This is a genomic window from Enterococcus hulanensis, from assembly GCF_005405485.1.
Classification (GTDB): Bacteria; Bacillota; Bacilli; order Lactobacillales; family Enterococcaceae; genus Enterococcus_A; species Enterococcus_A hulanensis.
This window is the reverse complement of record NZ_BJED01000007.1, coordinates 137,204-164,119: the sequence shown is the minus strand read 5'-3', so window position 1 is coordinate 164,119 and position 26,916 is coordinate 137,204. Positions and strand designations below refer to the sequence as shown.

The following is a 26,916-nucleotide window of genomic DNA, read 5'->3' as shown; positions in this document are numbered from 1 at the left end:
AATGAAAAAATGGCTAATTAGTTTGTTGACAGTTGGAATGCTTTTTTCTTTGGCTGCCTGCAAGACCAACGAAACAAAAGAAGCAAAAACAGAGGACTCAATCACCAGCTTTTCTGATGCTGTTAAAAAAAGTAAAGGGGACACGGTGACCTTTTATGGCTTTGGCGGAAGTGAAAAGGCGAATGCTTGGGTAGATGAAGTTGTCACTCCGGCAATGAAGGAAAAATATGACATTACAGTCAAACGTGTACCGATGGATATCGATCAAATTTTAAATAAATTGACGACTGAAAAAGAAGCGGGCACGAAAGAAGGCGACATCGATGTGATTTGGATCAATGGTGAAAACTTCTACACTGCTAAGCAAGCGAAGCTCCTTTACGGCCCAATAACTAAAAAGGTAGAAAGCTTCGAGAAATTGATGGACGTGGATGGTCATAATTCGAAGTATGACTTCGGCGTGAAGATCGATGGTTACGAAGTTCCTTACGGCAGTGCCCAATTAGTTTTTGCTGGCGATAAAGAGAAATTTCAAAATGGTTTTCCTACAAGTACGCAGACTTTGTTGGAGTATGCTAAAGCCAATCCCGGGAAAATTACCTATACTGCACCGCCTGAATTTACCGGCAGCGCCTTTGTACGCAATATTATCTGTGACATTGTAGGCTATGATAAGGTGGAAGCAGCTAAAGCAAATAAAGAAGAATTGTATAAAGTCATCAAACCAGGCTTGGACTATTTGAATGAGATCAAACCATATTTATGGCAAGAGGGAAAAACATACCCGACAACCACTGCTGAGCTGGATCAAATGTTTGCGGCTGGTCAAATCGATATGAGCTACAGCTATTCGCAAATGCATGTCGCGGAAAAACGCAGCGACAATGAATTCAAGTCCACTACTGAATCCTTCTTATTTGATAAAGGAACGATCGCGAATCAAAGCTACTTGGCAATTGCTGATACCTCGAAGGTTAAGGCTGGTGCGTTAGTTTTGATCAATGAAATGACCAGCGAGTCTGCTCAATTGAAAAAAGCCGAAGCAAAGTACGGCTACAGCATCCCGCCATTTGATTCCGAAAAATTATCAGAAGAAACCAATCAGAAATTAACGGATCTTTATAAGAATCAAGGTGTGCTTTCAATGGAAGAAATGCAGGAAAAACAAATTCCTGAAGTTCAAGCAGAAAAGATTCCAGTGATTGAAGCATTATGGAAAGAGCATGTTTTACATGAATAAAAAAAGAGTATTAGTTATCCCATTTCTATTATTAAACGGCGCTGTGATTTTAGCGGCGCTGTTTAAAGGGATACAAATCAGTTTAGGCTATTATCCGCTGATCGGATTAAATAAAATCAGCTTAACGAATTATCAGCAGGTCTTAAATGATCCGTTTTTTCAAAAGTCGCTAGGTTACAGCTGCTACTTAGCGCTGACCGCGACTTTTTTGTCATTGCTGTTGGGACTTTTGTTAGCTTTCCTTCTATTAAAAGTAAAAAATCCTTGGCTGCATAAAATTATCAGCTTGCCGATTTCTTTGCCTCACATTATCGTCGCCTTAATGATGATGCAAATGATCGGTCAGACTGGAATCATTTCACGGCTTTTTTTTCAGTTAGGATGGATTCAAGAGGTCGGTCAATTTCCATTAATGATTCATGATAGCGGCGGCGTTGGAATCATTTTGGTGTTTTTATATAAAGAGATTCCTTATGTGGCAGTAACTACTTTAGCAATTTTACAGCAACTGCAGTTAGGATACATAGAAGTCGCTAGAAATTTAGGTGCTTCATCTGTTCGGATTTTTTTCTCAGTGATTTTGCCGATGATCCAAAAAACATTAGTCACTCTGTTCATCATTTTATTCTGTTTTACCTTTGCTTCCTTCGAAGTTCCTTATTTATTAGGAAATCCAAGCAATCAAACAGTCGCACTGACTGCCTACGATCTCTTTACTCAAGCCGACTTAACCACTCGTCCGCAGGCTTTTGCTTTAAATCTTGTGATGTCTGGGATTTGTTTAGTAGTCGCGGCGGTTGCTTTGGTAATTAGTCGTATCTTGCCGGGAGGGAGAAAAACATCATGAAACGCTCGTCTAAACGCCACTACTTTTTATTACTATTTGCCGCAATACTCGTGATCCTGCCGCTGCTGCTTTTATTCTTGTGGTCGGTGAGTGCAAAATGGATGTATCCGGCTGTTTTTCCTCAAGTATTTGCAGGCAGCGTGTATCAACAAATGCTCAATGAACCAAATTTTTGGTCAGCTGTGCTTAACAGCTTGCTGATTGCCTTTGCTGTAACGATAGTCACAATAATCATAGCATTGCCGGCAGCTAGATATTTCGCTTTTCAAAAGAGACTTTCCCATCGCTTGGTCGAGATTATGATTTATTTGCCGTTGATTTTACCGGCAATTGCTATTATTACTTCAAGTCAGGTTTTATTTTTACAGTTGCGTTTGACGGGCACTTTTTTTGGGATTATTTTGATTCATACATATCTATGTTTGCCTTATGCAATGCAGATTTTATTAGAGAGCTACCGGAACTTAGGTGAAGGCTATAGTCTGACTGCTCAAACCTTAGGTGCAGGTTCGTGGTCGACTTTTTGGCAGATCACTTGGCCGTTGTTACGTCCGGGAATCACTACGTCTGCAATGTTAGTCTTTATTGTGTCTTGCAGCCAATATTTACCAACGTTCTTTTTCGGCGGCGGTAAGATCGTTACCTTGCCGTTATTATTACTTCCTTATGCGAATAACGGTCGTTTCGGTTTGGCCTCATCATACAGTTTGATCTTTTTAGGCTGTACGATGCTTGGGGTATTTATCTTTAAATTAATGATTGGAGGAATACAGCGTGGGACTAAGCATTAATGATCTTCAATTATTTTATGGAAAAAACAAAATACTTCAGGACCTGACGTTTACTGTAGAAGATGGCGAGATCGTGGCGCTTTTTGGGCCGTCTGGTGTTGGGAAGACGAGCCTGTTAAAAATGATCGCGGGAGTTCAGTCGGTTGATAAGGGGACGATTCGTTTTACGAACGGTTTCTCTCAAGCAAGCACGGTTTTAGTCTTTCAAGATTTTTGGCTCTTTCCTCATATGACTGTGGTTGAAAATATTGCCTTTGGATTGAAGGCGCGTAAATTTTCTAAAGCAGTCATTACTGAGAAGATTAATAAAATTCTTGAAGTGTTTGACTTAATCGGACTTGAGAAGCATTTTCCTGATCAATTATCTGGAGGGCAGAAACAACGAGTGGCATTGGCTCGAGCGGTTGTTTTAGAGCCTAAGCTGTTGTTACTCGATGAACCGTTTGCCAATTTGGACAGTCATTTAAAGAATTCGATGCGGGAATATCTGCGGCGATTACAAAAAGAATACAGCTTTAGTGTCATTCTGGTGACACATGATCGTGATGAAGCTTTTCAATTAGCCGACCGCATGATTATTTTATTAGATGGCAGAATTCAGCAGATTGGCGCACCGCAGGAAATATATTTTTATCCGGCCAATCAAAAGGTTGCTGAAACAATCGGAGAGAGCAATTTTATTCCAGGAATGATTCACGACAATATTTTTAAAATTGGCGATATTGAAATGATCGTGGAAAATCCTAATCAACTTCAAGGAGAGGCACTGCTTTTTATTCCTTATGGTGCAGATGCCGAAATCAGCGAGACCGGTTTGACTGCCCAGGTTTTGAGTAATGAGTGGTCGCCTAATGGTCAACGAACTCAGGTGAAAATAGGTGAAACAAACTGTACGTTCACAAACTTATCACAGAAAATTATTAATGAAGAACAAATTTTTCTGAAGTTCAATGAGAAGTTGCAGGTGATGCCGCGATGATATCGATCATTATTCCTGTATTAAATGAAGAAAAAAATATTAATCACTTGTTGGAGCAATTAAATCAGCTAGGAAATAATGCCGCTTATGAAATAATTGTCGTGGATGGCGGCAGTCACGATCAAACAGTGAGTGTCGCTCAAAAATCGGCCAGCGTTTACCAATTAAAACAGGCAAATCGCGGGGCACAGCTGCATTATGGTGCTGAAAAAAGTTCCGGTGATATTTTGTGGTTTTTACATAGCGATAGTCGTATAGGAAGTACACAAAATCTGTTAGAGCAAATGCTAAATGTTTTGCAGGAGGAGCATTGCAGTGCCGGATTTTTCGCTTTATCGTTTGATTCAACGGATTTCTTTTATCGTTATTTGGCGGTGACCTCCAACTTGCGTGCTCGCTATCTCGGGTTGATTTTTGGCGATCAAGGATTGTTTACCACGCGAAAAGCTTATGAAAAAGCTGGCGGTTTTGAGCCTATTCCATTGATGGAAGACTGGCGGTTGAGTCGAAGGTTGAAGAAATTAGGGGATTTTTATCAAATACCGATACCAATCATGACTTCAAGCCGCCGTTTTAAAAAGGGCAAACTTCGCACACATTTGAAAATGCACAAAATCAAATTGCTTTATTTAATGGGGATGCCCCCTGAAAAGTTGGCGCAGCGATATTACAAATAAAAGGAGCTATTCATGCTAGAAAAAATTCGCGAATATTTGAAAGAAAAACGCCTGATTGAAAAATTGCAGCTGCAAGAACCCTTTACAATTGAATTTCTTGCTCAAGGAGAATACAACCAAAATTTTGTGATTTCTGATGGCAAAAGGCGCTATGTTTTTCGTTTGAACTATGGCAGTCAATTGCATTTAGAAAATCAAATTCGTTATGAGTATCAGGCTTTGAAATGGTTAGAACGAACGAATAGAACACCGAAAGTTTATTATGTGGATGATACCGGACAATTTTTCCCTCAAGGCTTGTTGATTATGGAATTTTTGGTGGGTAACCCCTTAGATTATCGAAAGGATTTAAAAGAAGCTGCTTTGATTTTTGGCGAGATTCATCAACAGCCGCTTGATGAAGAAGCAAATAATTTTTTTGTAAAAGAGCAGGCGACGATTTTAGCTGCTCGCGTGGATGAATGTCAGCAGCTGCTAGCACCGGTTTTGACCAGTGAGTTTGTTCCGTTACAAGCGCAGCGACAATTAGCTGATGCGTTAGAGCGATGCGACAAAAATGTCGGTCAACAGCGTTTTTTCATTGAGCTTGATCAATGGTCGGTCAATAATACGGAGGTCAACTCACATAATTTTATTATAGGCAAAAAAGGTTTCTTGATTGACTGGGAGAAGCCGGTAATCAGTCATCCGGTTCAAGATATTTCCCAATTTTTAGCTTCGACTACGACACTTTGGCGCAGTAATTTGGTTTTAACTCAGACGGAGAAACAGGACTTTTTAACCAGCTATCTTCAGGCGACCGGCTTTGCACGAGAGACGTTTGAAGAAGCGTTGAGAATTTATCATCCATATTTGATGTTGCGGGCTTTAGCTTGGTCGGCGATGGCTTACGATAGTTATCAAAGCGATACAAAGGAATTAAAGAATCAGGAGATTTTCGAGAAGGTTACTAGCTATTTAGAGGAAGATTTTTTACGTCAAGCATTAAGGGAGCGAGTCTTTGAATAAACATGCTTATATTTTATTTACCCGAGTTCCTGTGCCTAACAAAGTCAAGACTCGTTTACAAAGCTTATTGAGCGGCGAAGAAGCTTGTCAGGTCCAACTTAAGATTTTACAAGACAGCTTTCTAAAATTTGACTGCTTGAGTAACGAAGGCATCGATCTCTATCTTGCTTATTCCGACGAAGGTGATCCCACCAGTTTACTTTCGATACTGCCGAATAGTTTCACTGCTTTTCCGCAAAAAGGTCAAACAATCGGCCAACGAATGAATCATGCCATGAAGTATATAGCAGCAAAGGGCTATGACAAAGTTGTTTTAACCGGCAGTGATATTCCTAATCTAAATTCAGAAATAATCGTGGCTGCTTTTGATCAAATGCGCGAAGTTGTGCTGGGGCCTTCACCTGACGGCGGATACTATTTGATTGGCTGCTCTCAAGAGGTTGATTTGACCCCGATTTTTGAAACGGATATTACTTGGGGGAAAAGTGAAGTTCTGAATGAAACGCTGGCTCGACTGACAGGAGTGGAGGTAGTATTATTACCTCAGCTGCAGGATATTGATTTTCCGATTGATCTGAAAAAGATTCGTTATGAACTAAAGGAAGAGAATCATCATTTTCAGCATTGGCTGAAGGAAAACAGAGGATTATTAGAGTGAGAAAAATCATTTTTGATTGTGATAATACATTCGGGCTATCAGGTAGGGATGTCGATGATGGTTTAACGCTGCTTTATTTACTGGGTTCACCAGTAGTTGATTTGTTAGGTGTGACATTGACCTATGGCAACGGCAGCTTAGCAGAAGTCACCCAGCAGACGGAAGAAATGAAGGAACGATTGAATTTATCGTTTGATTTTTATCAAGGAGCCGAGTTTTTGGTCGAACAGGTCAATTGCTTTCCTAATGAAGTGACGATCTTAGCAACCGGTGCGTTGACAAATTTGGCCGAAGCGAAGCAAATCGATCCAACTTTTTTTGAAAAGGTTCACGAGATCGTCTTGATGGGCGGAACTACTGAACCGTTAGTGGTGAATCAGCGGGAAGTCACCGAGTTGAACTTTACCAGTGATCCCGCTGCTACCAAAACCGTTTTATTAAGCCAAGCAAAGCTAACGATTATGAACGGGCATATGACAGCGGAGGCTTTCTTTTCAAAGCGTGAAGTGGAACAATTTTTAGTCGCAGCGGCAAACACTACAACACCAGAAGCTCTAAAGTGGCTTAGTGAAACGTTAGAAAACTGGATCGAGTGGAATGAAAAAGTTTTTAACTTTAGCGGCTTTTGCAACTGGGATATGACGACCGCAGTTTATCTAGAGCGACCAGATTTATTTAGTGAGGAGCACTATTTTCTTGCAACCGAACAGCCGGAGCTAACTAACGGGCAAATGACTTTAGCAGAGGACTCTAAGTATCCTGTGAAGATGCCTAAGCAACTTTTAGATATTTCCAGCTTTAACCAATTGATTATTAAACGAATGACTGCTGGATTTCAAAAGAACTGATATTTTTGAAACGAGAGGGGTGAGCGGTTGAAAAAAATTTTAGTATTTATTGTACTCGTCGTACTAGTAATCTTTCTAGCGTATCAGTTTGGCTTCGTTGATTTTTTGACTGACATTGCGGGGTTAAGAGCATATTTAGAAAATCTAGGTTGGGTGGGTTATTTGATTTTCATCTTGCTATCTGTAGTCGTAGCTGTTTTTTTACTGCCAGGACAGTTTTTGGCAATTGTCGGCGGTTTAGCCTATGGCGGATTGTTGGGCGGTACCTTGACTATTATCGGTGCTTCACTTGGCGCAAGTATTTCTTTTATCATTGGCAAGTATTTGGCAAGAGATTATATTTTACGACGTTTCGGCAATGATGCCACTTTTCAAAAGATTGAGAAAGGCGTCAGTGAAAACGGCATTTCGTTTCTGATCTTTACTCGCTTAGTTCCGATTTTTCCCTATGCGATCCAGAGTTATGCCTATGCAATGACCCCCATGAGTGTAAAAAAGTTTAGTTTAATATCTTTTGCTACTATGATGCCGGCTAGTTTTATTTATGCCTTCATGGCTTCAGAGATTGCCTCCAAAGGTGTCTCGTTCACTTTATTAATGGAATTGACGGTCGCCGGTATTCTTTTGGCTTTGCTAGCCTATTTGCCGAAAAGGTTTAGTAAGAAAATCAAACAACTGAATTCAGAGTATAAAAAAGAATAATTGCTTATTTATGACGACCAGAGTTTAGCGCTCTGGTCTTTTTGTTTCTCGCTAGTTGATTATTATCCTCAAAAGTTAACAACTACTCGATTGTTTTCTGCTACTAGTCATTCTAAAATGAATAGAAAGGGGGAGAAATAAATGGAAATGAACATTGGACCGATCATTATGGAAAAGCGTAAAGAAAAGCAGGTGACGCAACAGGAGCTTGCCAATTTTGTAGGAGTATCGAAGGCATCGGTATCAAAGTGGGAAACAGGTCAAACCTACCCTGACATTACTTTGCTCCCGCTGCTGGCAGCTTATTTTGATATTACGATTGATTCACTATTAACCTATGAGCCACAGCTGGATAATCATGAGATTCAACGAATTTATGGCATGCTGAAGAAATCTTTGGAAACACAACCATCCGAGGATGTCTTGGCTACGATTCGCAGTTTCGTGCGGCGGTACTACTCTTGCTATCCTTTTATTCTGCAAATGGGCATGTTTCTCATGAACCATGCTGATCTATTGCCAGGCGAAGAAAATATTCAAACCTACAACAAAGAAGCAAAAGAACTATTTGTCCATGTAAAAACACAAGCGAAAGATCCCGAATTAATTACACAGGCGTTAAAATATGAAGCATATACTTCATTGACCTTGAATGAGTTTGATCAGGTATTGGAGATCTTAGGGGATCAGGTGCCTGCTTTATTCCCGATTGAAAGCTTGATCGCGGCAGCTCAGCAACAAAAAGGCGAGGAGCAGCAGGCCGTCATCACATTGCAAAGTGCTATTTATCAGTATACGACTGTTTTTCTAAGCTTTTTAGGCAATTATTTACAAGTAGTGATCAATCAGCCTGAGAAGTTTGCCGAAACCGTTTCGCGGGGAATTCAATTTACCGATATTTTTAATTTTAAACGAATGCATCCAGTAGCATTGATGAACTTTCAATTGTCCGCAATTTTCGGCTATGCTCAAATGCAAAATGAGACTGCTGCACTTCCGTTGCTGAATGACTTTCTTGAGGTAATGAGGGAGACGGATTTCCCGGTAGAACTTCATGGCGATGATTATTTTGATCAAGTCGATAAATGGCTGGAACAATTAGAAATCGGCCATCAGTTACCTAGAGACTCAATGAAGATCAAAGAGACATTAATCAATTTTGTGATCAATAATCCCGCCTTTGCAAATTTTTCCGATCAAGCACAATTACAGCAGATTTACACTGAATTACGACTGCTGCAAAAAAAGGAGCGGGCAGAGCATGAATAATTTCGCGTTTCTAAAAGAGAATTTACCAATATTCTTGCCATTAATCATTTTAGAGCTGATCCTAGTGATCGCGGCAGTCACACACATACTGAAGCATCCACATTATCGTTTTGGCAACAAAATTATTTGGCTATTCGTTGTTGTGCTGATTCAGATCATTGGCCCAGTCATTTACTTTGTGTTTGGAAGAGGGGACGACCAGTGAATATCTTGGAGTTGAAACAGGTCTCAAAAAACTTTGGCACCAAAAAAGTTCTTAATAAATTGAATTTGACGGTGCCAACAGGATCGATTTTTGGATTTGTAGGAGAAAACGGTGCAGGAAAAACTACGACTATGAAAATGATTTTAGGTTTAGAAGAAAAAAACAGCGGTGAAATCTTTATTAAAGGCAAGCCCGTTCATTTCGGTGACAATCAAACCAATCATCTGACGGGCTATTTACCCGATGTGCCCGAGTTTTACAACTACATGTCCGGTAAAGAATATTTGAACTTTTGTGGTGAAATCACTGGGCTGTCAAAAGCACAGCTGCGACAAAAAATCCCTGAGATTCTGTCTTTAGTTGGTTTAGCTGATGATAAAAAGAAGATCAAGGGATACTCGCGAGGGATGAAGCAGCGCTTAGGGATTGCTCAGGCCTTACTAAACGATCCAGAACTGCTGATCTGTGATGAACCGACGTCTGCTTTAGATCCTAGTGGACGCAATGATTTTCTTAAGATGCTGGCGACTTTAAAGGGCAGAACCACGATTTTGTTTTCGACCCATATTTTAAGTGATGTGGAACGAATTTGTGATTATGTCGGGATTTTAGATCAAGGAGAATTAGTTGTCAGTGGTCGGCTGAATGAATTGAAAGAACACTATGCAAAAGATCAAATTGAAATCGAGTTTTCTGGTGAAGCAGAGTTAATCCATTTTACGAAAGAATTGCAGAAATTGATGGATCAAAAGATTATCAAGGATTACTCGTTTGATTCGCAAAAAAATCGATTTATTTTGACCTACACGCAGGAATATGAAGTGGTCGCTCCCAGTCTTTTCCAATTGTTCGAGCGGAGTCAGCTGTATCCCAGATCAATCAAAAAGATTGATCCTTCATTAGAATCGATATTCTTGGAGGTGATTCAGTGAAGAATTTATACTATTTCACTAAAAAGGAATTATTTGAAAGCTGGCGGACTTCACGCTTATTGATTTTGCTGATCATCTTTTTGATTTTTGGTTTGATGAATCCTTTAATGGCAAGAATGACACCTGAGATTATAAAAATGACGCTGAATGAAGCGCTGGCTAAAACAATTCCCAAACCAACTTCGCTGGATTCGTGGACGCAATTTTATAAAAATCTCACTCAAATTGGTTTGATCGTCTTGGCCTTGATGTTTAGCGGAACGGTTAGCAACGAGGTTAGTAAGGGAACGTTGATCAATTTAGTCACCAAAGGACTTCGTCGCTGGTCGATCATAGTCGGGAAAATAATCAGCTTGGTCTTTCAGTGGAGCTTTTGTTTGCTGGTATGCTTCTTAGTTACATGGGGATATACTGCGTATTATTTCCCCGACAATAAAAGCCCATATCTTTTTCAAGCAGTCTTTCCATTATGGCTCTTCGGACTATTATTGTTAAGTATTGTTTTGCTTTCCTCAACGATTGCCAGAAATAATTATGAAGGCTTGCTGCTAACCGGAGGAATAGTCATTTTACTAATATTGCTGAACATGTTTGATAAAGTTAAACAGTACAATCCTGTCTCGCTGGCATCCCAGAATCTAAACCTTCTGCAAAATGCTTCAGCCTTTAAAGACTATGCACCAGCGATGATCCTCAGTGTGTTTCTCTTTCTAGCCGTTCTTTTACTAAGTGTTTTTATTTTTAATCGTAAAAAATTATAATTGCAGACTTCGTCAAGTTTTTATGCTTTGGACTATATGAACTAGAGAGTTAAACTTGTCCCTTTGATGAAAATATCAATAGAAAAAAAGTTATGTCGGAATCTTAGACATAACTTTTTTTGTGATCGGATATGCTACTTTCAAAATAAAAAAACATCAACAAATGTCGATGTCGTAAACAACTAAATGAAGATGTAGATAACTGAGTAAATATAGTAGGCTAATATAAGCAAGGCGACAATGCAGGAAAGTTTAGCTAAAAAGCCGCCACGCGCAGGCTTAGCCGAACGGCGTGATTGTCTGCGAGTCATTTCTACTGGAATATCATCAGGTATTTCAGGCTTAGATGGACGTAAAAGTACGACCGCCAATAGATCAATAAAAAGCAATCCTTGTAAAACGATGCTAACGATAAAAGTAATTTGATCTCCTCTAACCATTCTGAATAAGAATAAAACAATCATCAGAAGATCAAATAATAGTGTCAATAATAGCGCCATAACAAAGCTCCTTCGAATAGGTTAGAATAGACAAGGTTTATTATAGCATACAACTAATAAAAAAAATTACGAATTATTTGTGAAGGTTAGAAATGAACGCATTATTCTTTGCGATGCCAAAATGAATAGATTATCCAATACAGCATAAAGGTTACTAATGAGATCAGCATCAGCAGCGCCAGCATCCAAGCTCCCTCAACTGGTTGAGTATGGTGATAATTCATAAGTAGATAAATACACAAAAAAGTCGGAATCAAGGAGAAATATAAATGGATCAAAACACGATCCTTTTTGAATAAATAAAAGTATATGAGCGTCATGAAAAAGAATATCAAATAAATCACGCTTGATACGGCATCGCCAATATCCATTAAGCTCCCTCCCTTGTAGGTCATTATATCAGATTGACAACTCTCAATAAATAACAATAAAATGAGAATTGACTGATTTTATTAATCAAAAAATGGCTTTTTAAAATTATTGAACTACTTGCTTATATATAATTACACTTTTTTTCGAGTTCAAACTTTCTTTAATTTAAAAAAATCAGAAATATTTGAGAAACACGCGTTATTAAAGCATTCTTGATTTTCAAAGTTCAATAAAATAGTTTTACTTTCTGATTAATTTTTGTTACTTTATATAGAGAGAGGTAAGACCAAAAGCGTTAAATGTAACCATTAGTTAATGGTTGCTAGAGGGGGATGACATGGATTATAAAAAACTGCTATGTAGCGTAATGTTGTTGGGAAGTTTAGGAAGTTCAACACTTGTTGCATATGGGGAAGAGACAATTGATTCAACGGGTACACAAGAAAGTTCTGCAATAGTAGAATCTTCAAGTTCTATTGAGACATCAGCTAAAACACAAGATACGTCCGAAGAGGCTGACAAGGAAGCTGAAACGACGACCACATCTTCGACTGAGCAGGCTGAAGAGACGATGGCGGTAGATGAAGTAGAGTATGACGCTCTGGGAAATCTGCAGTTCCATCATCCAATTCCATTTGAAGAATTTACGATTGAACCGCCTGCTTTTAGAGCTGCACGATCGAGTGTGAGTACACAGCAGGCATTCATCAATCAAATCGCTCCATCGGCTAAGTCGTTAGCCAGTGCCAACGATTTGTACGCTTCAGTAATGATCGCTCAAGCGATCGTTGAGAGCGGCTGGGGAAGCAGTACGCTTTCAAAAGCGCCGAATTACAATCTATTTGGTATCAAGGGAGAGTATAACGGACAATCAGTTACGATGAAAACACAGGAGTGGAGTCAAAAAGAAGGCTGGCACTATGTAGATGCGAAGTTTAGAAAATATCCATCTTACAAAGAATCATTAGGTGACAATGTAACAGTACTGAAAAAGACTTCGTTCTCATCAGGAAATTACTATTATTCCGGCGCGTGGAAGAGCAACACGAAATCATATAAAGATGCAACGGCTTATTTAACAGGAAGATACGCAACAGCACCAACTTACGGATCAACACTAAACAGTGTTATTGAGACGTACAAGCTTACTCAATATGATACCACTAGTAATGGCGGATCAACTCCAGCCCCTGTTCAGACCAATGCGATGTACCGTTTGTACAATCCGAACAGCGGAGAGCATTTTTACACTGCGAGCACGGCTGAACGTGACAAAGTTAAAAAAGCCGGCTGGCGTTATGAAGGAATCGGTTGGCAGGCACCAAAAAGCGGCACACCTGTGTACCGACTTTATAATCCTAATGCCGGAGACCATCACTATACACCAAATGTTGCTGAAAAAAATAATTTAGTAAAAGTCGGCTGGCGTTATGAAGGCGTTAGCTGGTACTCCGGTGGCAGCAAACCACTTTACCGTTTGTACAATCCAAACGCAAAATCTGGTGCCCATCACTATACCTTGCTGCAAAGCGAGCGCAACAACCTAATCAAACAAGGTTGGCGCAATGAAGGAACTGGTTGGTACGGACAATAATAAAAAAAGGCTCTCGATGAAAAATTTCATCGAGAGCCTTTTTTTAGCCGACATCAGAGATTTCTGAAATAACAAAAAAGCTATGAAGACTGTCTAGTGGGCATTCATACTTTTTTCCTATTTCAGATAGAATCCGTTGATCTGATTCCAAAATAGGTTCGTTCCCATCATACAAAGTGTCCGTTGGAAGATGGATTTCGAAAGATTTTTTTTCCTCTAACACTAAAGGCTTTTGAAAGAAATATCCAGCGATCTTTTTCATGAGAGTTACTCCTTTTTCTATTGTTTTGTTATATATTACATCAGCGATGCAAGTAAAACCAGAAATAAGCTCTATAACAGGTGTAATTTAAAGCAGCCGTAAGAGAGCGATTCCAAGAACACCTGTTAAAACGATTTTCATCAGGTCGTTTGTGCGAATGCCGACGATCAAAGCTGGAATACAAGCAAAAATCTCTGGAAAACGCACTGTTGGGAAACGGCCTGTTTGAAAGTTCAACAAACTTTGCAGCAATAAAGCGGTTAAAATCGTCATTGGCAAATAACTCAAAAATTTTTCAAAAGTCGGCGGCAACGTGATAGCTTTTGTTAAGATAAATGGTAATACGCGAGGGACCCATGTCACCACGGCGCAGCCAAAAAGAATCAATAAATAATAATAGTTACTCATCCTTACTAAGCACCCCCGTCAGACAACCTAATAAAGTCGCTAAAATAACCGAAAGTTCTGCGGAAGTAAAACGCATCAATACAAATAAACTGATTGCCGTAACCGCTAAAATCTTCACCGTTTTGGTACGTTGTTTTTTCAAGGGTAACTGTACTTGAAAAAGAAACAACCCAAGAAACATCGCCGTCAAAGCAAAATCAAAACCAAATATAGTTGGATCAGGAATGAAATTTCCTAGTAAAGCACCAAGTACAGTCGAAAGAATCCATACAAGGTAGGCGGTGATATTTAAGCCGTGCATCCAATTAGTAGTTACTTTTTTCTCCTGGGCCAATGTCGACATCAAGACACCATACGATTCGTCTGTCAGCAATGTCCCAATAGCGATTCCGTTTAATAAAGAATCCTCTTTGAAATAATGGGCTACAGAAAGACTCATCAAGAGATGGCGTAAATTAACAAGAAAAACTGTAAATATAATAGAAAGAATTGGTGCACTCAAAAGCAATAAGCCGCATAAAATGAATTGGGCACTGCCCGCATACACCATTGTTGACATCAAAAATATTTGCCAAATCGCAAGGTGGGCAGATTTACCAACGATTCCCATTGCAATACCGATTCCTAAATACCCCATAATCGTAGGCAGGCAGGCTCTGACACCATCAGAAAAACTAGAAGTTTGTGTCAAGCGATTATCCATATACTCACCCTCTCATTTTGTTCTAATTATATTAGACTAAAACTAATAAAAAAACAAGAGGATAGGAGATATAAAAAAGAGCAACAATTCCAACGGTAAAAGCATACCAGTTGGCGGGGAAGTTGTTGCTCAATTTATTTTATCATAAAAACATTTTGGTAAAAACTAAAAAAATTATTTTTCTTAGGTAAATAACTTGAAATAATTTCTAATAATGAGAGATGGCTTTAATTTTATAGAAAGAGACAGTTGCGTTATAATGGATATAAGGGAGGCGTTTTCAATGAAAGAAAGTTACAAAAAAATACTCGTTGCCGTAGATGGCTCGCCGGCTTCAACCGATGCATTTAATGAAGCACTAAATGTCGCGGAACGGAACGAAGCGAAACTTTTTATCCTGACTGTTGTCGATTATAAATTTTCAATCGGCGATCCAGCATTCATCAACGATGCACTAAAATTCCATCTGAATAATGCAGAAATTGAATTAGAACAGTTAATTGCCAATTCAAATGTGAGTAAATTTGACTATGAAACAAAAATCGATTCAGGAAATCCTAAACGCAAAATTATTGATTACGCGCTAGAACAGCAAGTCGATCTCATTATGCTTGGCGCAACCGGCAGAGGTGCAGTAGAGCAAGCTTTGATTGGCTCAACGACAGCGTATGTAGTAAATCATGCGAATTGTAACGTGATGGTTGTAAAATCGTAAATAATAAAAAAGGCTGCTGCTTCAATTCGAAGCAGCAGCCTTTTCTATTGGGATAGCAGGGCTCGAACCTGCACTTACCTGATTCAGAGTCAGGCGCCTTACCAGTTTGGCCATATCCCACTAAGAACAGAAAGAATTATAACGCTAGTTTTTCTATTCTTCAACTAAATCGGCTTGCTTATTTTTTTCCTGCTTGTTTCAAAGCAGCTAAAACTAAGTTGCCGTCTGCAAAGCCTAGATTGATATTAACAATTTCAGCATCAAAAACCAAAGCTAAGCGTATCCCATTTAGTTTCTTTTTGCCACTGATTTCTTTGCATTGATAAAGATTGTACTTGTACGACTTTTGCTTGCTTAATGCATACAGCATATTTCCAGAGATTCCATAAGCAGTAAGACCTTCTTGCTTTTTCAAACTCACATACTTATGAAAGCCGATAAAGGCGAAGGAAAAATTGGTCTTAGGAAATGTTTGTACGAAACGATTAAACAATAGAGTCCCTTTGTTTTCATTCGTATTGTAGTTAATATCGTATTTTTTGGTGAAATGATAAAGTTCACTGGCTGTGTTCATAATTACCTCGCTCTTTTTGATACCTTCAGTATAAATGTTTCTTATAATAGAAACAATTTTTTATTGATTGAAACGTCGAGTATTAATAAACTCTGAAATAGCCATCGTAATTAATAGAAAACCAAAAATCTGGAAGAGGATCATTAAGCTGCTAAATGGATTAAACAAAAGGAATACTCCAGCAATGATCATCAGAGCACTATAGATAATCTGGCCCGTGACGGGAAAACCATTTCTTCTGGCAGTCCAGCTCTGCATAAATTGTCCAATTGCAAAAATTAGAATAATGAAACCTAAGAACATCGGTAAAATACTGATGATTCCTTTTGAAAACCAAAGAACAACAAAAGCAACAATGACTCGCATGATTCCGCTAGTAGTCTCAAAGCCCACATTGCCTGTATATTTTTTCGTTCTCAAGCCGCGAACGATCTGTAAAATACCAAAAATTAGTAAATAAAAGAAGACGATGTAAACGATCCCTTTAAAAACACTTCTTGGCGAAAGTAAGATAGCGATTCCCAGAATCAGATAACAAGCACTTCTCAAATAGCCGTACTTCTTGATTGAATCAATAAAATTTGACATAAAATATCACCCCTCTTAAATAATTTTACCCGATTTGGTGTCTTTTTGCTAATGAAGTGAAAATTTCGATTGTAAACCATTCCAGACTTAGGTATAATTGCGAATAACATTGATCCAAAAGCTAGACGAACAAATGAATGTCGATACTGGAGGGCTTACTCATGAATGAAGAAGAAATTGAACTTGGAAGAAATTATCGTTGCCATCCGATTGGTTTCGAGGAATGCGTAGAAGGCGAAGTAATTTCGAAGATGACGAATTGCGCTGTTGTACGCATTAACCAATGCGAAGAAGTTGACAAAGAGCAGCGAGATGACAAATCTAACATGGTTGTGGTAAAATATTCTAATTTCATTCCAAGTTAGAAGGCGGTTCTTTTGAATATATTCACATTGTTATTGGGAATTTTTACGATTGTTCTTTATGTGTTTTTACTATTGGCACGCAGAGACATTGTTATTCCGGTTTTTAAACGGCGCAAACAATATCCATTTTATCTTTTTTTAACATTGTTGATTTTATGGATTGGTTTTACTAGTTGGCAAGATTTAAACGGACGAGTCCAGACGATTTTGGCTGCGTTGGTTATGCTGAGTTTTTTATTGGATAAAAAAGGCTTTACTGAAGACAGTCTGATTCTTTTTAGTTTAGACAATCGCGGGATTCCGCTGAATGAGATCGAGCGCGTAGTCTTATTTCAAGAAGAAAACGGCTTGATTAAACTGAACTATTTCCGAAGAGAACATCGTGGACCTATTTTGATCTTCGATTATTCGTTGACTGAATTTGTCGTTTTTCTTTCGACACATCTCAACGAGGGCAGTACTTTAGAAATTTTAACCAAAGATGATGAAGACAAAGAAGGTAAATAAGATGGCGGAAACGTCATCTTATTTTTTGTCTAAAGCTGATTAAATACAAAAAAGCGATGCTGCTTTTGCAACATCGCTTAATTTATGACTAGATTAATGGAAAACGCGGAAACGTTCGTCATCAGCTAGAAATTCTTTTTCGTTTGCTTCGCCATTTTTAGAACCGAAGACTAATTGAGAGCGTAATTGCCAGTTAGCAGGAATATCCCATTCCTCTGCAACAGCATCATCAATAACTGGATTATAATGTTGCAAGTTTGCACCAAGACCAGCAGCTGTTAATGCAGTCCAAGTATTTGCAGTTGCAATCCCGTTTGATTGTTCAGCCCAGTCAGGGAAGTTGTCTGCATATAATGCAAATTGTTCTTGCAAGTTTTTCACTGTGTCAGTTTCTTTGAAGAATAATACAGTACCATAAGCACTGCGGAAGCCAGCGATCTTAGCTTGTGTATTTGGGAAAACTTCTGCTGGAGTTAATGGTTTTAATGATTCCTCAACGATGTTCCATAATTTTTCGTGCGCATCGCCAAAAAGAATGACTGCCCGAGGTGATTGTGCGTTAAACGCGGTTGGACTGTTTTTCACACTATCTTTAATTAATTCAGTGATTTCTTCTTCTGTTAATTTTACGTCACGTCCTAATGAGTAATATGAGCGACGATCTTTTAATGAGTCTAAAAATTGAGACATAATAATTTCCACCTTTTCTTGTTTTGTTCTTGCTTACAGAGATTACTTTAACATCTTACAAAAAGTAAGAAAAGAAATATGCTCGCAGAAAAGTAATTTTTTTTAAAGGGAAGACGAATACCTTTCAATAAACGTTTAGGAATATGATAAACTAGAAGCATGAACAGTAAAATGGAGGCTCATAAATGAATATAAAGGAAATAGGAAAATCAATTATTTGGTTTTTAATCTTAGCAGTGATTTTGATTGGCTTACGCCATTTTGTCTTTACTCCGGTAGTGGTCAAAGGTGATTCAATGGACCCCACATTGATCGATGGCGAACGTGTCATTGCTTTGAAAAATACGGAGGTCAAGCGCTTCGACATCGTGACTTTCCCAGCACCAGACGATGAGGGAAAGAATTATATTAAACGAGTCATCGGCTTGCCAGGAGACACTGTGGAATATAAAAATGATGAGCTTTATATTAATGGAAAAAAATACGATGAACCTTATTTAGATGAATTTAAAGGTGAATTGACTGATGGCCAGCCATTGACTTATGACTTTAATTTGAATGAGTTATCTGGTACTGAGAAGGTTCCCAAGGGCCAGTTATTTGTTCTAGGTGATAATCGTCGCATCTCAAAAGATAGCCGGATTATTGGTATGATTCAAGAAAAGGATATCATGGCAGATGTGAAGTTTGTATTTTGGCCATTGAATCGATTTGGTACAGTAGACTAGCAAAATCGCTAGTCTATTTTTTATGGAAAATTTTTACAATCGTTTGATAGGTAGAAGGTAGCTTTCGTCATGCGACTTTTTGACTGAACTGTTATAATATACGGGTAACATAATTTGAAGAAATGAGGGGAAACGATGCCATTACAATTTTTGTTAGGTGCTGGACAGAATGACGCGACAGAACGAATGATTCAGACGGCGCAAGCTTGGTTAAATCAAAATCCAGAGAATCGTGTGTTTTTCTTAGTCCCCAATTACAATAAATTTGAGCAAGAAATTAATCTTTTATCTGCCATGAGACAGACTGAGAAGGCCATAGAGTTTAGTACGATTCGTACACAAGTTTTCAGTTTTCAGCGATTAGCTTGGTACTTCTTGCAGCGAGACGGACAGGTTCCAGACAATATTCTTTCAGAAGCCGGCAATGCAATGATTTTAAGAAAAATACTTCACGAACAGCGTGAAGAGTTGACGATTTTTCGTGGTGAGGTCAACAAAACCGGATTTATTCAACAACTAGTCGGTTTCTATCAAGAAATGCAGATCGGAAATGTAACGGTTGCTGATTTAGTGGAAAATGGCGACGATCAGGATCAAGTTTTGAAATTGCAGGATCTGCAGAAAGTCTTTACTGCCTACGAGGAAGCATTACTGACTTATCAGGTCGCAAATGAAGACCCTTTATTGTTGCTGCAAGAATACTTAAATAGCAAAAATTTAGCGAACAGTCTTTTTATTGTCAGCGGTTTTACTCGATTTAATGCTCGAGAATTAAGTGTCTTAAATACATTGATGACCTGTGGAGAATTGTTTGTCTCTTTAGAACTAGATCGTCCATATCCAAGTGAGGAACCGAATCCGCTGAACTTGTTTGCTGATCCGGGTAAAACTTACTTTCAGTTAAAACGCAGTGCAGATGCTCAACAGATTCCAGTACGACCGGATCAATTTGCTCAACCTAAGCAAACCGTCTTCAATCAAGTTGGCGAATTTTGGGCGAACCAAAAGAGAGTCGATTTGTCCCAATCCAACCAGCTCAACCTTACCAAATTTGGAACAGTAGCAGAGGAAATCCGCAAAGTTGGAGAAGAAATAAGACACTTAATAATGGATGAAGGATATCGTTATAGGGATATTCAGATTCTATTACGAAATCCTCAAGTTTATAACAGTGTTTTGCCGGATATTTTCAATAAACTGGACATTCCATTTTATTTAGATGAAACACAAGAAATAGCAGCCCATCCGTTGGTTGAATTTTTACAAGCACTATTTTTGATCGACAACTATCATTATCGCATTAATGATGTCTTTCGGATGCTGCGAACCGAACTATTTGCTCCGTTTGATTGGGAATCAAATACATGGTTCACACAACAGCAGCAATATAGAGAAAAAATCGATCAAACAGAAAATGTTTGTTTAGCTTATAATTTCCGTGGCAGCGCCTGGACCAAAGCAGCGGACTGGGAGTTTGTAGATTATGACTTCGAGGCCGATGTTTTCAATGATGCCAAGGAACTAGAGGCAGCGACTAATGAAGTGCGCCGATCAGTCCAACAAATCTTGCCGGAGTTTTTCAAGAAGATAAAAGAAGCTCACAGCGGTCTAGAAGCAGCGACCGTCTTTTATCATTTTCTAGAAAATAGCGGCGTGAAACGTCAACTGCTGTTTTGGCGTGATCAAGAAGTGGAAAAAGGCAATCTGGATAAAGCTCGTAATCATGAACAAACATGGCAAGCATTGCTTGATCTTTTAGATGAATATGTGCTGATTTATGGAGAAGATGCTTTTGATTGGGCGACTTTCCAAGAAATCTTTTTGGCCGGCTTAATGAATTTGACCTACGGAAAAATCCCGACAGCAATCGATCAAGTCCGAGTCAACGATTTAGAACTGGCTCGGGTGGACCAGATGAAGGTAACTTTTGCGATTGGGTTGAACAATAATGATTTCCCGGCTCGGTTCGATGACAAGGGTCTCTTATCAGCAGAAGAACGGTCAGTCTTCAATCAGAATCTGCCAGAGGGAAAGTTTTTACCTGAAAGCAATAGTTCAAAGGTAAATCGCGAACCATTTTTAGCATACTCTGTTTTTCTTTCTGCTAGCGAAAAGCTTTATTTAAGTGTTGCGACAACCGTAGAAGGTGAAAAAAAGCTAGAAATCTCTTCCTTTTTAAGACAATTGAGTCAAGGTTTACAAGTATCAATCAGAGAAAATGAGTCATTAAAATTGATGAGCGAGCCAGAAAATCACTTAGGAACGATGCGCACGCTTTTATCAGACTTAATTGCTTTAAACCGTTTTGCTCAGGATGAAAATCGAGCCTTTTTGCCAGCGTGGCGAGAGCTGCAGAAGTTTATTCAAAACAGCTCCTTAGCTCCAATGGCGCAGCGCGTCTTTAAAAGTTTGCAAGATCTTAACGTCCCGCGGGAGTTATTACCAGAAACAGCAGAACGTTTGTATGGGAAAAATCTCTATGTTTCTGTTTCAAGAATCGAAAACTTTTATAATTGCCAATACAAGTATTTTGCTAATTTCGGACTTGGTTTAAAAGAACGAACAGTTTATGGACTGACACCGGCAGCGGCTGGTGATTTTTACCATGAAGCGCTGGATCATTTCTTCCGGTTATTAAAGGAACAAGGCATACGTTTAGCCGAACTGAATGAAGCGGAACGAAATCAATTAGCAGACCAAGTATTGAAGGAAATATTTGGCGAATTGAAATTTGCAATTTTATCCAGCTCGGCACGGATGAACTATATTCGCTATCAATTATCGCGAACAATTCAAAAGGTTAGTTGGGGATTAGTACAGCAAGGCGCCAGAACTAAATTAGAACCGCAGCAAACAGAGGTCATTTTTGGTTCAATTGGCGGACAAAAGGGGATACCGGGTATCAATTTACCGTTATCCAACGGCGGTGAAGTCGCGATTCGCGGAAAAATCGATCGCTTGGATCAATTGCAAAGTGCTGAAAGCGATTGGCTAAGTGTGATTGATTATAAGTCGAGCCCTCATAGTTTTAATGTTGCAGATGCTTATTATGGTATTGCTCTGCAATTGATTACTTATTTGGACGTTGCAGTGACTGACTTCAGTCAAGCCAGCGGAAAAGCGATCAAACCTGCAGGGGCTTACTACTTGCACGTTCATAATCCCGTTTTGAAGGAACCTAAAAATATTGAAAAAGAGATGCTGAAGGCTTATCAATACGACGGCTTATTTGCAAAGGAGCCGGAGCTTTACGATCAACTGGATCAAAGTTTACAGGAAAAGGAAAACTCATTACTATTTCCGATTAAGAAAGATAAAAACGGACAAACGGTCATCGTGCCGCAATCAAAAGATAAATTCTATGATTTATCTGAGATTGAGCTGTTGCGGGAGTACAATCGCGAGAAAATTCAAAAGGCCGGTAACCAAATTGTTTCTGGCGAGATCAAATTGAATCCTACCTATAAAGATAATCAGCGGATTGCCTGTCAGTATTGTCCATTCCGCAGTGTCTGTAAATTTGATGCCATGCTGAAAGAAAACAATTACCATCGCTTAGAAAAACTTTCTAAGGATGAAGTATTAAAACGAATGGAGGACGAACTGCATGACAAATAATTATCCAATCCCTCCAAAAGCACCAAATGAAATGTATACCGATTCTCAGTGGCAGGCGATTCATGATCAAGGTACGAATCTTTTGGTATCGGCTTCGGCCGGATCAGGAAAAACCGCCGTGCTTGTTCGACGCGTCATTGAAAAGATCAAACGCCAGAAGCTGTCGGTTGATCAATTATTAGTAGTGACCTTTACTGAAGCTGCGGCCAGTGAAATGAAAGAACGAATCCAATCGGCATTGCAAGAGGCAATCAATGAGGAAACCGATCAAGCTTTAAAAAATCATTTTACCCGTCAATTAACGTTGCTGCCGATGGCGAACATCTCAACACTGCATTCGTTTTGTTCAAAAGTGATTCAACGCTTTTTCTATTTGATTGACTTGGATACGAGTTACCGTATGTTAACGGATGATACGGAGACAATTTTATTAAAAGAGGATGTTTGGGATGAGCTTCGGGAAAGTTTCTACGAAGAAAATCAGGAAATTTTTTATCGCTTAACTGAGAACTTTTCAAATGATCGCAGCGACAGCGGCTTAGAAGATTTGATTCTTTCGATGTATGAGTTTGCTCGAGCGAATCCTGAACCGTTTCAATGGCTCGATGGACTGGTCGAAAATTATCGCGTGGAAAATCTAGCTGATTCAAAGCTATATCATAATTTGATACGACCACAGGTGTTGACTTCTTTGCAAGAAATCATTCAAACCTATCAATGGATGATTGATGCTAGTCAAGGAACTGAAGAATTACAAAAAATCACTGAACTGGCTCAGAACGAACAAAACACAGTTCAGCAAATCGAACAACTTTTAGTGGAAGATAAGTTAGACGATGTGTTCTCTCTTTTTGAAAACATAAAATTTCCGGCTTACCCTTCGCCAAGAAAGAAAGATGTCAAAGAACTCTATGGCGATGTCATCGTCGAATGCAAAAATTATCGTGATCAAGCAAAGCAAGGTCTGACGAAGATCAAGGAAATGTACTTTGCAGTTTCACCTGAAGAGCAAGTAGAACGATTGCAAGAAGCGTTGCCGCTTGTGGAGGAATTAGTTCGAGTCGAAAAACGATTCATCGAAGAATATTCAGCTAAGAAGCGAGAGAAGGGTATGCTGGATTTCAATGATTTAGAACACTTTACTTTACAGATTTTGCAAGCGGATGTTGATGGCACTAAGCCGGCTGAAAGCTATTATCAGCATCGGTTTGCTGAGGTGCTAGTTGATGAGTATCAAGATATCAATCAGCTGCAGGAAACAATCCTTCGTCAATTAAGTACAAATGAGCCTGGAAATCTCTTCATGGTCGGTGATGTGAAGCAATCCATCTATGGATTTCGGCTAGCTGATCCGACACTGTTCATTCAAAAGTATCATGATTTCGCTGAGGAAAAAGCTGGTCGGCGGATTATTTTAGCTGAAAACTTCCGTTCACGTAAAGAGGTGTTAGATTTCACCAATTTGATCTTCAGCCAATTAATGGATCAATCAGTGGGGCAGATCGAATATGATAAGCAGGCAGAATTGATCAACGGCTTCACCGCTTTTCCTGAAACAGACACCTTTGCACCAGAGCTGTTAATTTATCAAAAAAATGGCGAGGTTCCTGAGTGGATCGAAGATAAAGCAATGGGCGAGATATTTATGACCGCTGCCAAGATTCGCCAACTAATTGATCAAGGCTTTGAGGTTTATGATAAGAAAGCAAAAGCGATGCATCCAGTTCGATATGAAGATATTGTTTTGTTGACACCAACAAGAAGTAATAATTTAACGATTCTGGAAGTATTCAAACAACTGGGTATTCCATTATCTATCAATGATACACAAAATTATTTCCAATCAACGGAATTGCGAGTGATGATTTCTTTATTGCAGATTATTGATAATCCGTATCAAGATATTCCTTTAGCAGCTGTCTTGCGTTCACCGATTGTCGGGTTGCAGGAAGAAGAACTGGCGCAGGTTCGCTTGGCATTACCGCAAAAAGAGTACTACCAAGCCGTAAAGACGTATGTTCAAACGCAAGAGGATGCTACCGCGGATAAATTAACCATCTTTTTGTCTCAGCTACATGAATGGCGCGAGTTCGCACGACGTGAAGCATTAGCGAATCTATTGGTCAAAATCTATAACGAAACAGCTTATTTGGATTATGTTTTAGGGATGCCGGCTGGCCAGCAGCGGCATGCAAATTTGCTGGCATTGATCGAACGTGCTAAAGATTACGAACGCAGCAGCTTTCGCGGGCTGTACCAATTTATTCGCTTTATTGAGAAAATGCAGGAAAAGGATAAGGATTTAGGCGAACCACCGACAGAGGAAGTTCAAGACGCTGTGCGAGTAATGACGATTCACGGCAGCAAAGGGCTGGAATTTCCGGTAGTATTTTTAATGGATATGAGCAAAAGCTTCAATGTTCAAGACACACGCAGAAATTATGTTTTCGATGAACGATTAGGACTTGGTGTAAAATTACTGACACCGGACACCCGAGTTAGAAAAGATACTTTGCTGTTCCAAACAGTCAAACAGAAGAATCTTAATAAACTGCTTTCAGAAGAGATGCGAAAATTATATGTTGCTTTGACTCGCGCAGAACAAAAACTATTCCTAGTTGGGTCTTATGATGATGAAGAAGCGGCATATAAAACTTGGAGCAAGGGTTCTTTGAATGATAATCTAGTGTTAGATACCGGACTTCGAAGTGGTCAAAATGACAGTTTCTTTGACTGGGTAGGCTTAACCTTGTTTAGGCATCCAATTATGGACAGTTATCAGAAAGAATATGCTGTCAATCGACCAGCTGTTTTGAAGCAGCATCCGGCAGCCTTTAAGCTGGACTTTATTGATCCGCAAATGATTGCGGAAGCTGTGCAGGGATATCTGCCAGAGATCAAAACATTGGAAATCCCGCAAGGCGCAGTCAATATCCAGCCATTGAAAAAACGATTGCTATTCAAATATCCTTATCCTGAAGCGACAAAAACAACGAGTTATCAGTCTGTATCGGAGCTGAAACGGCTGTATGATGATCCTGATAACCGAGAAACATTGGAGCTTACTCCAACTCCTGCACAGACACAATATCGTTTTACTGAAAGCGACTTAGGCGAACCAAAGTTTTTAGGGACTAAAAAGGAACTGTCCGCTGCTGAAATCGGAACGGCGACTCACTTAGTGATGCAGTTATTGCCGTTGCAGAAGAATCCTCAGCGCGACACGATCGAAGCATTGATTGACGAATTAGTTTCTCGACAAACCTTGACTCAAGAGATTGCGGAAAAAATTTCGGTGGATAATATCCTGCGGTTTCTCGAGTCTGATATTGGTCAATTTGTCATTCAGCATGCCGAGCATTTATATCGGGAAGAGCCGTTTGCAATGCTGCTGCCGGCCGATCAATTATTTAGTGATTATCAAAATCAGGATGAGATTTTGATTCATGGGATTATTGACGGATATTTAGAGTTTGACGATAGGATTCTTTTATATGATTTGAAAACTGATTACTATACGCCTGAAAGAGAAAAGATGCTGATCGATCGTTATCGTGGCCAATTGCATTTATATAAGGACGCTTTAGAAAAGGCAAAACAAAAGCCTGTTGAAGCCGCATATCTTATCTTTTTACAAGGAGACCAGGCCATTAATTTGTTAGATACTCCTTAATTACAGGCAAGTTGTACTTATAAAAGGTAAGTGATGTGCTATAATCTTTCTATCGAGGTGAGAATTATGGAACAAGTAGAGGTAATGGACTTTTCGCTTTGTCCGAAATTTGAGAAGGGTTTTCAGATTTTAGGCAAAAAATGGAATGGTTTGATTATTGATGTGTTGCTAGAAGGCGGACCTCAAAGATTTGTTGATATTGCTGCGATGATTCCAGATGTTAGTGACCGAGTCTTGACTGAACGACTGAAGGAATTAGAAGCAGAGGGCATTGTTGGACGCGTGATTGCCTGTGAAAGCCAAAAACGGATGGATTATTGTTTGACGAATAAAGGCGAAGCTTTGAAAAATGTCATGAACGAGATCCATCAATGGGGTCATACTTGGATCACGGATGAAGAATGTAGTTGATAAATTTTTTGATTTCTTGTAGTATTGGGATAGTCAATTGAATAGTTTAAAAAGCGTTGATGGAAAAGAGTAATCTTTTTGGATCTTAAAAGGGAATGTCTGTCGTTGACTGGAAGCAGACTAAGAAAAGAAAAGATGAAGTTCACTTCTGGAGCTTGTCGAAAGACCGGCATAGCCGTTAAAAAGTGAGAGCGTCAATTTATTCAGTTGGCGAATTAGGATGGTAACGCGAGACCTCGTTCCTTTGTGGAACGAGGTCTTTTTGCGATTTCTGCGTTAGGAAATCATAAG

Annotated in this window: 29 protein-coding genes, 1 tRNA gene and 1 other annotated feature; of the genes, 21 read left to right on the top strand and 9 right to left on the bottom strand. The window is 39.2% G+C overall.

Going from position 1 to position 26,916, the window contains the following annotated elements; all coding sequences use genetic code 11:
• Nucleotide 1 precedes the first annotated feature (1 nt).
• The 13 genes from FFR60_RS09650 to FFR60_RS09590 all read left to right on the top strand — a co-directional run bounded on the left by FFR60_RS09650 (nucleotide 2) and on the right by FFR60_RS09590 (nucleotide 10,917).
• The gene (locus FFR60_RS09650; RefSeq protein WP_137663978.1) at nucleotides 2-1,240 is read left to right on the top strand and encodes an ABC transporter substrate-binding protein; all 1,239 of its coding nucleotides are present in this window, start codon (nucleotides 2-4) and stop codon (nucleotides 1,238-1,240) included.
• A complete protein-coding gene (locus tag FFR60_RS09645) occupies nucleotides 1,233-2,087 on the top strand; it encodes an ABC transporter permease (RefSeq protein WP_137663977.1) in 855 nt (284 codons plus the stop codon). The genes FFR60_RS09650 and FFR60_RS09645 overlap by 8 nt, the downstream gene beginning before the upstream one ends.
• Entirely contained in the window at nucleotides 2,084-2,878 is a 795-nt protein-coding gene (locus FFR60_RS09640; protein ID WP_137663976.1) for an ABC transporter permease, read from the top strand. The genes FFR60_RS09645 and FFR60_RS09640 overlap by 4 nt, the downstream gene beginning before the upstream one ends.
• Nucleotides 2,862-3,857 carry an ABC transporter ATP-binding protein gene (locus FFR60_RS09635; protein ID WP_137663975.1) on the top strand — a complete coding sequence of 332 codons (996 nt, stop codon included), beginning with the start codon at nucleotides 2,862-2,864 and terminating at the stop codon, nucleotides 3,855-3,857. The genes FFR60_RS09640 and FFR60_RS09635 overlap by 17 nt, the downstream gene beginning before the upstream one ends.
• Nucleotides 3,854-4,534, top strand: coding sequence for a TIGR04283 family arsenosugar biosynthesis glycosyltransferase (locus FFR60_RS09630; protein ID WP_137663974.1), 681 nt, complete (start codon nucleotides 3,854-3,856; stop codon nucleotides 4,532-4,534). Before FFR60_RS09635 ends, FFR60_RS09630 begins: the two co-directional genes overlap by 4 nt.
• A 12-nt stretch (nucleotides 4,535-4,546) precedes the next feature.
• Nucleotides 4,547-5,542 (top strand): phosphotransferase family protein, encoded by a 996-nt coding sequence (locus tag FFR60_RS09625; RefSeq protein WP_137663973.1) that lies wholly within the window; start codon nucleotides 4,547-4,549, stop codon nucleotides 5,540-5,542.
• Entirely contained in the window at nucleotides 5,535-6,200 is a 666-nt protein-coding gene (locus FFR60_RS09620; protein ID WP_137663972.1) for a TIGR04282 family arsenosugar biosynthesis glycosyltransferase, read from the top strand. The genes FFR60_RS09625 and FFR60_RS09620 overlap by 8 nt, the downstream gene beginning before the upstream one ends.
• Nucleotides 6,197-7,048, top strand: a complete 852-nt coding sequence (locus tag FFR60_RS09615) for a nucleoside hydrolase (protein ID WP_137663971.1) — start codon at nucleotides 6,197-6,199, stop codon at nucleotides 7,046-7,048. The genes FFR60_RS09620 and FFR60_RS09615 overlap by 4 nt, the downstream gene beginning before the upstream one ends.
• Before the next feature lie 27 nt (nucleotides 7,049-7,075).
• Nucleotides 7,076-7,750, top strand: coding sequence for a TVP38/TMEM64 family protein (locus FFR60_RS09610; RefSeq protein ID WP_137663970.1), 675 nt, complete (start codon nucleotides 7,076-7,078; stop codon nucleotides 7,748-7,750).
• 141 nt (nucleotides 7,751-7,891) lie between these two features.
• On the top strand, nucleotides 7,892-9,019 hold the full coding sequence (locus tag FFR60_RS09605) for a helix-turn-helix domain-containing protein (protein ID WP_137663969.1): 1,128 nt from the start codon (nucleotides 7,892-7,894) through the stop codon (nucleotides 9,017-9,019).
• Nucleotides 9,012-9,224: a PLD nuclease N-terminal domain-containing protein gene (locus FFR60_RS09600; protein WP_137663968.1), complete on the top strand. Its 213-nt coding sequence runs from the start codon at nucleotides 9,012-9,014 to the stop codon at nucleotides 9,222-9,224. The genes FFR60_RS09605 and FFR60_RS09600 overlap by 8 nt, the downstream gene beginning before the upstream one ends.
• Nucleotides 9,221-10,156 (top strand): ABC transporter ATP-binding protein, encoded by a 936-nt coding sequence (locus FFR60_RS09595; protein WP_137663967.1) that lies wholly within the window; start codon nucleotides 9,221-9,223, stop codon nucleotides 10,154-10,156. The genes FFR60_RS09600 and FFR60_RS09595 overlap by 4 nt, the downstream gene beginning before the upstream one ends.
• Entirely contained in the window at nucleotides 10,153-10,917 is a 765-nt protein-coding gene (locus tag FFR60_RS09590) for an ABC transporter permease subunit (protein ID WP_137663966.1), read from the top strand. The genes FFR60_RS09595 and FFR60_RS09590 overlap by 4 nt, the downstream gene beginning before the upstream one ends.
• 182 nt (nucleotides 10,918-11,099) lie before the next feature.
• On the opposite strand, the gene FFR60_RS09585 is transcribed toward FFR60_RS09590, so the two are convergent.
• Nucleotides 11,100-11,417 carry a hypothetical protein gene (locus tag FFR60_RS09585; protein ID WP_137663965.1) on the bottom strand — a complete coding sequence of 106 codons (318 nt, stop codon included), beginning with the start codon at nucleotides 11,415-11,417 and terminating at the stop codon, nucleotides 11,100-11,102.
• 101 nt (nucleotides 11,418-11,518) lie between these two features.
• A complete protein-coding gene (locus FFR60_RS09580; RefSeq protein ID WP_137663964.1) occupies nucleotides 11,519-11,788 on the bottom strand; it encodes a hypothetical protein in 270 nt (89 codons plus the stop codon).
• A 338-nt stretch (nucleotides 11,789-12,126) separates the two neighbouring features.
• Here FFR60_RS09580 and FFR60_RS09575 point away from each other — a divergent pair, with 338 nt between their 5' ends.
• Nucleotides 12,127-13,383 carry a glycoside hydrolase family 73 protein gene (locus tag FFR60_RS09575; RefSeq protein ID WP_088932482.1) on the top strand — a complete coding sequence of 419 codons (1,257 nt, stop codon included), beginning with the start codon at nucleotides 12,127-12,129 and terminating at the stop codon, nucleotides 13,381-13,383.
• A 43-nt stretch (nucleotides 13,384-13,426) separates the two neighbouring features.
• Here the strand turns inward: FFR60_RS09575 and FFR60_RS09570 are convergent, their stop codons facing one another.
• The 3 genes from FFR60_RS09570 to FFR60_RS09560 form a co-directional block, all read right to left on the bottom strand.
• The gene (locus FFR60_RS09570) at nucleotides 13,427-13,645 is read right to left on the bottom strand and encodes a hypothetical protein (RefSeq protein ID WP_088932483.1); all 219 of its coding nucleotides are present in this window, start codon (nucleotides 13,643-13,645) and stop codon (nucleotides 13,427-13,429) included.
• An 87-nt stretch (nucleotides 13,646-13,732) separates the two neighbouring features.
• Nucleotides 13,733-14,053, bottom strand: coding sequence for an AzlD domain-containing protein (locus tag FFR60_RS09565; protein WP_137663963.1), 321 nt, complete (start codon nucleotides 14,051-14,053; stop codon nucleotides 13,733-13,735).
• A complete protein-coding gene (locus FFR60_RS09560; RefSeq protein ID WP_088932485.1) occupies nucleotides 14,046-14,756 on the bottom strand; it encodes an AzlC family ABC transporter permease in 711 nt (236 codons plus the stop codon). The genes FFR60_RS09565 and FFR60_RS09560 overlap by 8 nt, the downstream gene beginning before the upstream one ends.
• Before the next feature lie 283 nt (nucleotides 14,757-15,039).
• On the opposite strand from FFR60_RS09560, the gene FFR60_RS09555 reads away from it, so the two are divergent.
• Nucleotides 15,040-15,471, top strand: coding sequence for a universal stress protein (locus FFR60_RS09555; protein WP_088932486.1), 432 nt, complete (start codon nucleotides 15,040-15,042; stop codon nucleotides 15,469-15,471).
• A 47-nt stretch (nucleotides 15,472-15,518) separates the two neighbouring features.
• Here the strand turns inward: FFR60_RS09555 and FFR60_RS09550 are convergent.
• From FFR60_RS09550 to FFR60_RS09540, 3 genes are all read right to left on the bottom strand, one after another.
• Nucleotides 15,519-15,591 (bottom strand) — tRNA-Gln (locus FFR60_RS09550).
• A gap of 58 nt (nucleotides 15,592-15,649) precedes the next feature.
• The gene (locus tag FFR60_RS09545; protein WP_137663962.1) at nucleotides 15,650-16,045 is read right to left on the bottom strand and encodes a hypothetical protein; all 396 of its coding nucleotides are present in this window, start codon (nucleotides 16,043-16,045) and stop codon (nucleotides 15,650-15,652) included.
• Nucleotides 16,046-16,105: 60 nt separating this feature from the next.
• Nucleotides 16,106-16,633: an HdeD family acid-resistance protein gene (locus tag FFR60_RS09540; RefSeq protein WP_137663961.1), complete on the bottom strand. Its 528-nt coding sequence runs from the start codon at nucleotides 16,631-16,633 to the stop codon at nucleotides 16,106-16,108.
• A 161-nt stretch (nucleotides 16,634-16,794) separates the two neighbouring features.
• On the opposite strand from FFR60_RS09540, the gene FFR60_RS09535 reads away from it, so the two are divergent.
• Together FFR60_RS09535 and FFR60_RS09530 are read left to right on the top strand one after the other, a co-directional pair.
• Nucleotides 16,795-16,998 carry a hypothetical protein gene (locus FFR60_RS09535; RefSeq protein WP_088932488.1) on the top strand — a complete coding sequence of 68 codons (204 nt, stop codon included), beginning with the start codon at nucleotides 16,795-16,797 and terminating at the stop codon, nucleotides 16,996-16,998.
• A 12-nt stretch (nucleotides 16,999-17,010) separates the two neighbouring features.
• On the top strand, nucleotides 17,011-17,505 hold the full coding sequence (locus tag FFR60_RS09530) for a hypothetical protein (protein WP_137663960.1): 495 nt from the start codon (nucleotides 17,011-17,013) through the stop codon (nucleotides 17,503-17,505).
• Between the two features lie 93 nt (nucleotides 17,506-17,598).
• Here FFR60_RS09530 and FFR60_RS09525 read toward each other — a convergent pair whose 3' ends face one another.
• Nucleotides 17,599-18,195 (bottom strand): nitroreductase family protein, encoded by a 597-nt coding sequence (locus FFR60_RS09525; protein WP_088932490.1) that lies wholly within the window; start codon nucleotides 18,193-18,195, stop codon nucleotides 17,599-17,601.
• Nucleotides 18,196-18,380: 185 nt separating this feature from the next.
• Here FFR60_RS09525 and lepB point away from each other — a divergent pair, with 185 nt between their 5' ends.
• From lepB to FFR60_RS09505, 4 genes are all read left to right on the top strand, one after another.
• The gene (lepB, locus tag FFR60_RS09520; RefSeq protein ID WP_137663959.1) at nucleotides 18,381-18,923 is read left to right on the top strand and encodes a signal peptidase I; all 543 of its coding nucleotides are present in this window, start codon (nucleotides 18,381-18,383) and stop codon (nucleotides 18,921-18,923) included.
• A gap of 135 nt (nucleotides 18,924-19,058) precedes the next feature.
• Nucleotides 19,059-22,541 carry a PD-(D/E)XK nuclease family protein gene (locus tag FFR60_RS09515; protein WP_137663958.1) on the top strand — a complete coding sequence of 1,161 codons (3,483 nt, stop codon included), beginning with the start codon at nucleotides 19,059-19,061 and terminating at the stop codon, nucleotides 22,539-22,541.
• Entirely contained in the window at nucleotides 22,531-26,214 is a 3,684-nt protein-coding gene (gene addA, locus FFR60_RS09510; protein ID WP_137663957.1) for a helicase-exonuclease AddAB subunit AddA, read from the top strand. Before FFR60_RS09515 ends, addA begins: the two co-directional genes overlap by 11 nt.
• Nucleotides 26,215-26,280: 66 nt before the next feature.
• The gene (locus FFR60_RS09505; RefSeq protein ID WP_088932494.1) at nucleotides 26,281-26,625 is read left to right on the top strand and encodes a winged helix-turn-helix transcriptional regulator; all 345 of its coding nucleotides are present in this window, start codon (nucleotides 26,281-26,283) and stop codon (nucleotides 26,623-26,625) included.
• A gap of 47 nt (nucleotides 26,626-26,672) precedes the next feature.
• Nucleotides 26,673-26,872, top strand: a binding site (T-box leader).
• Nucleotides 26,873-26,916: the final 44 nt, after the last annotated feature.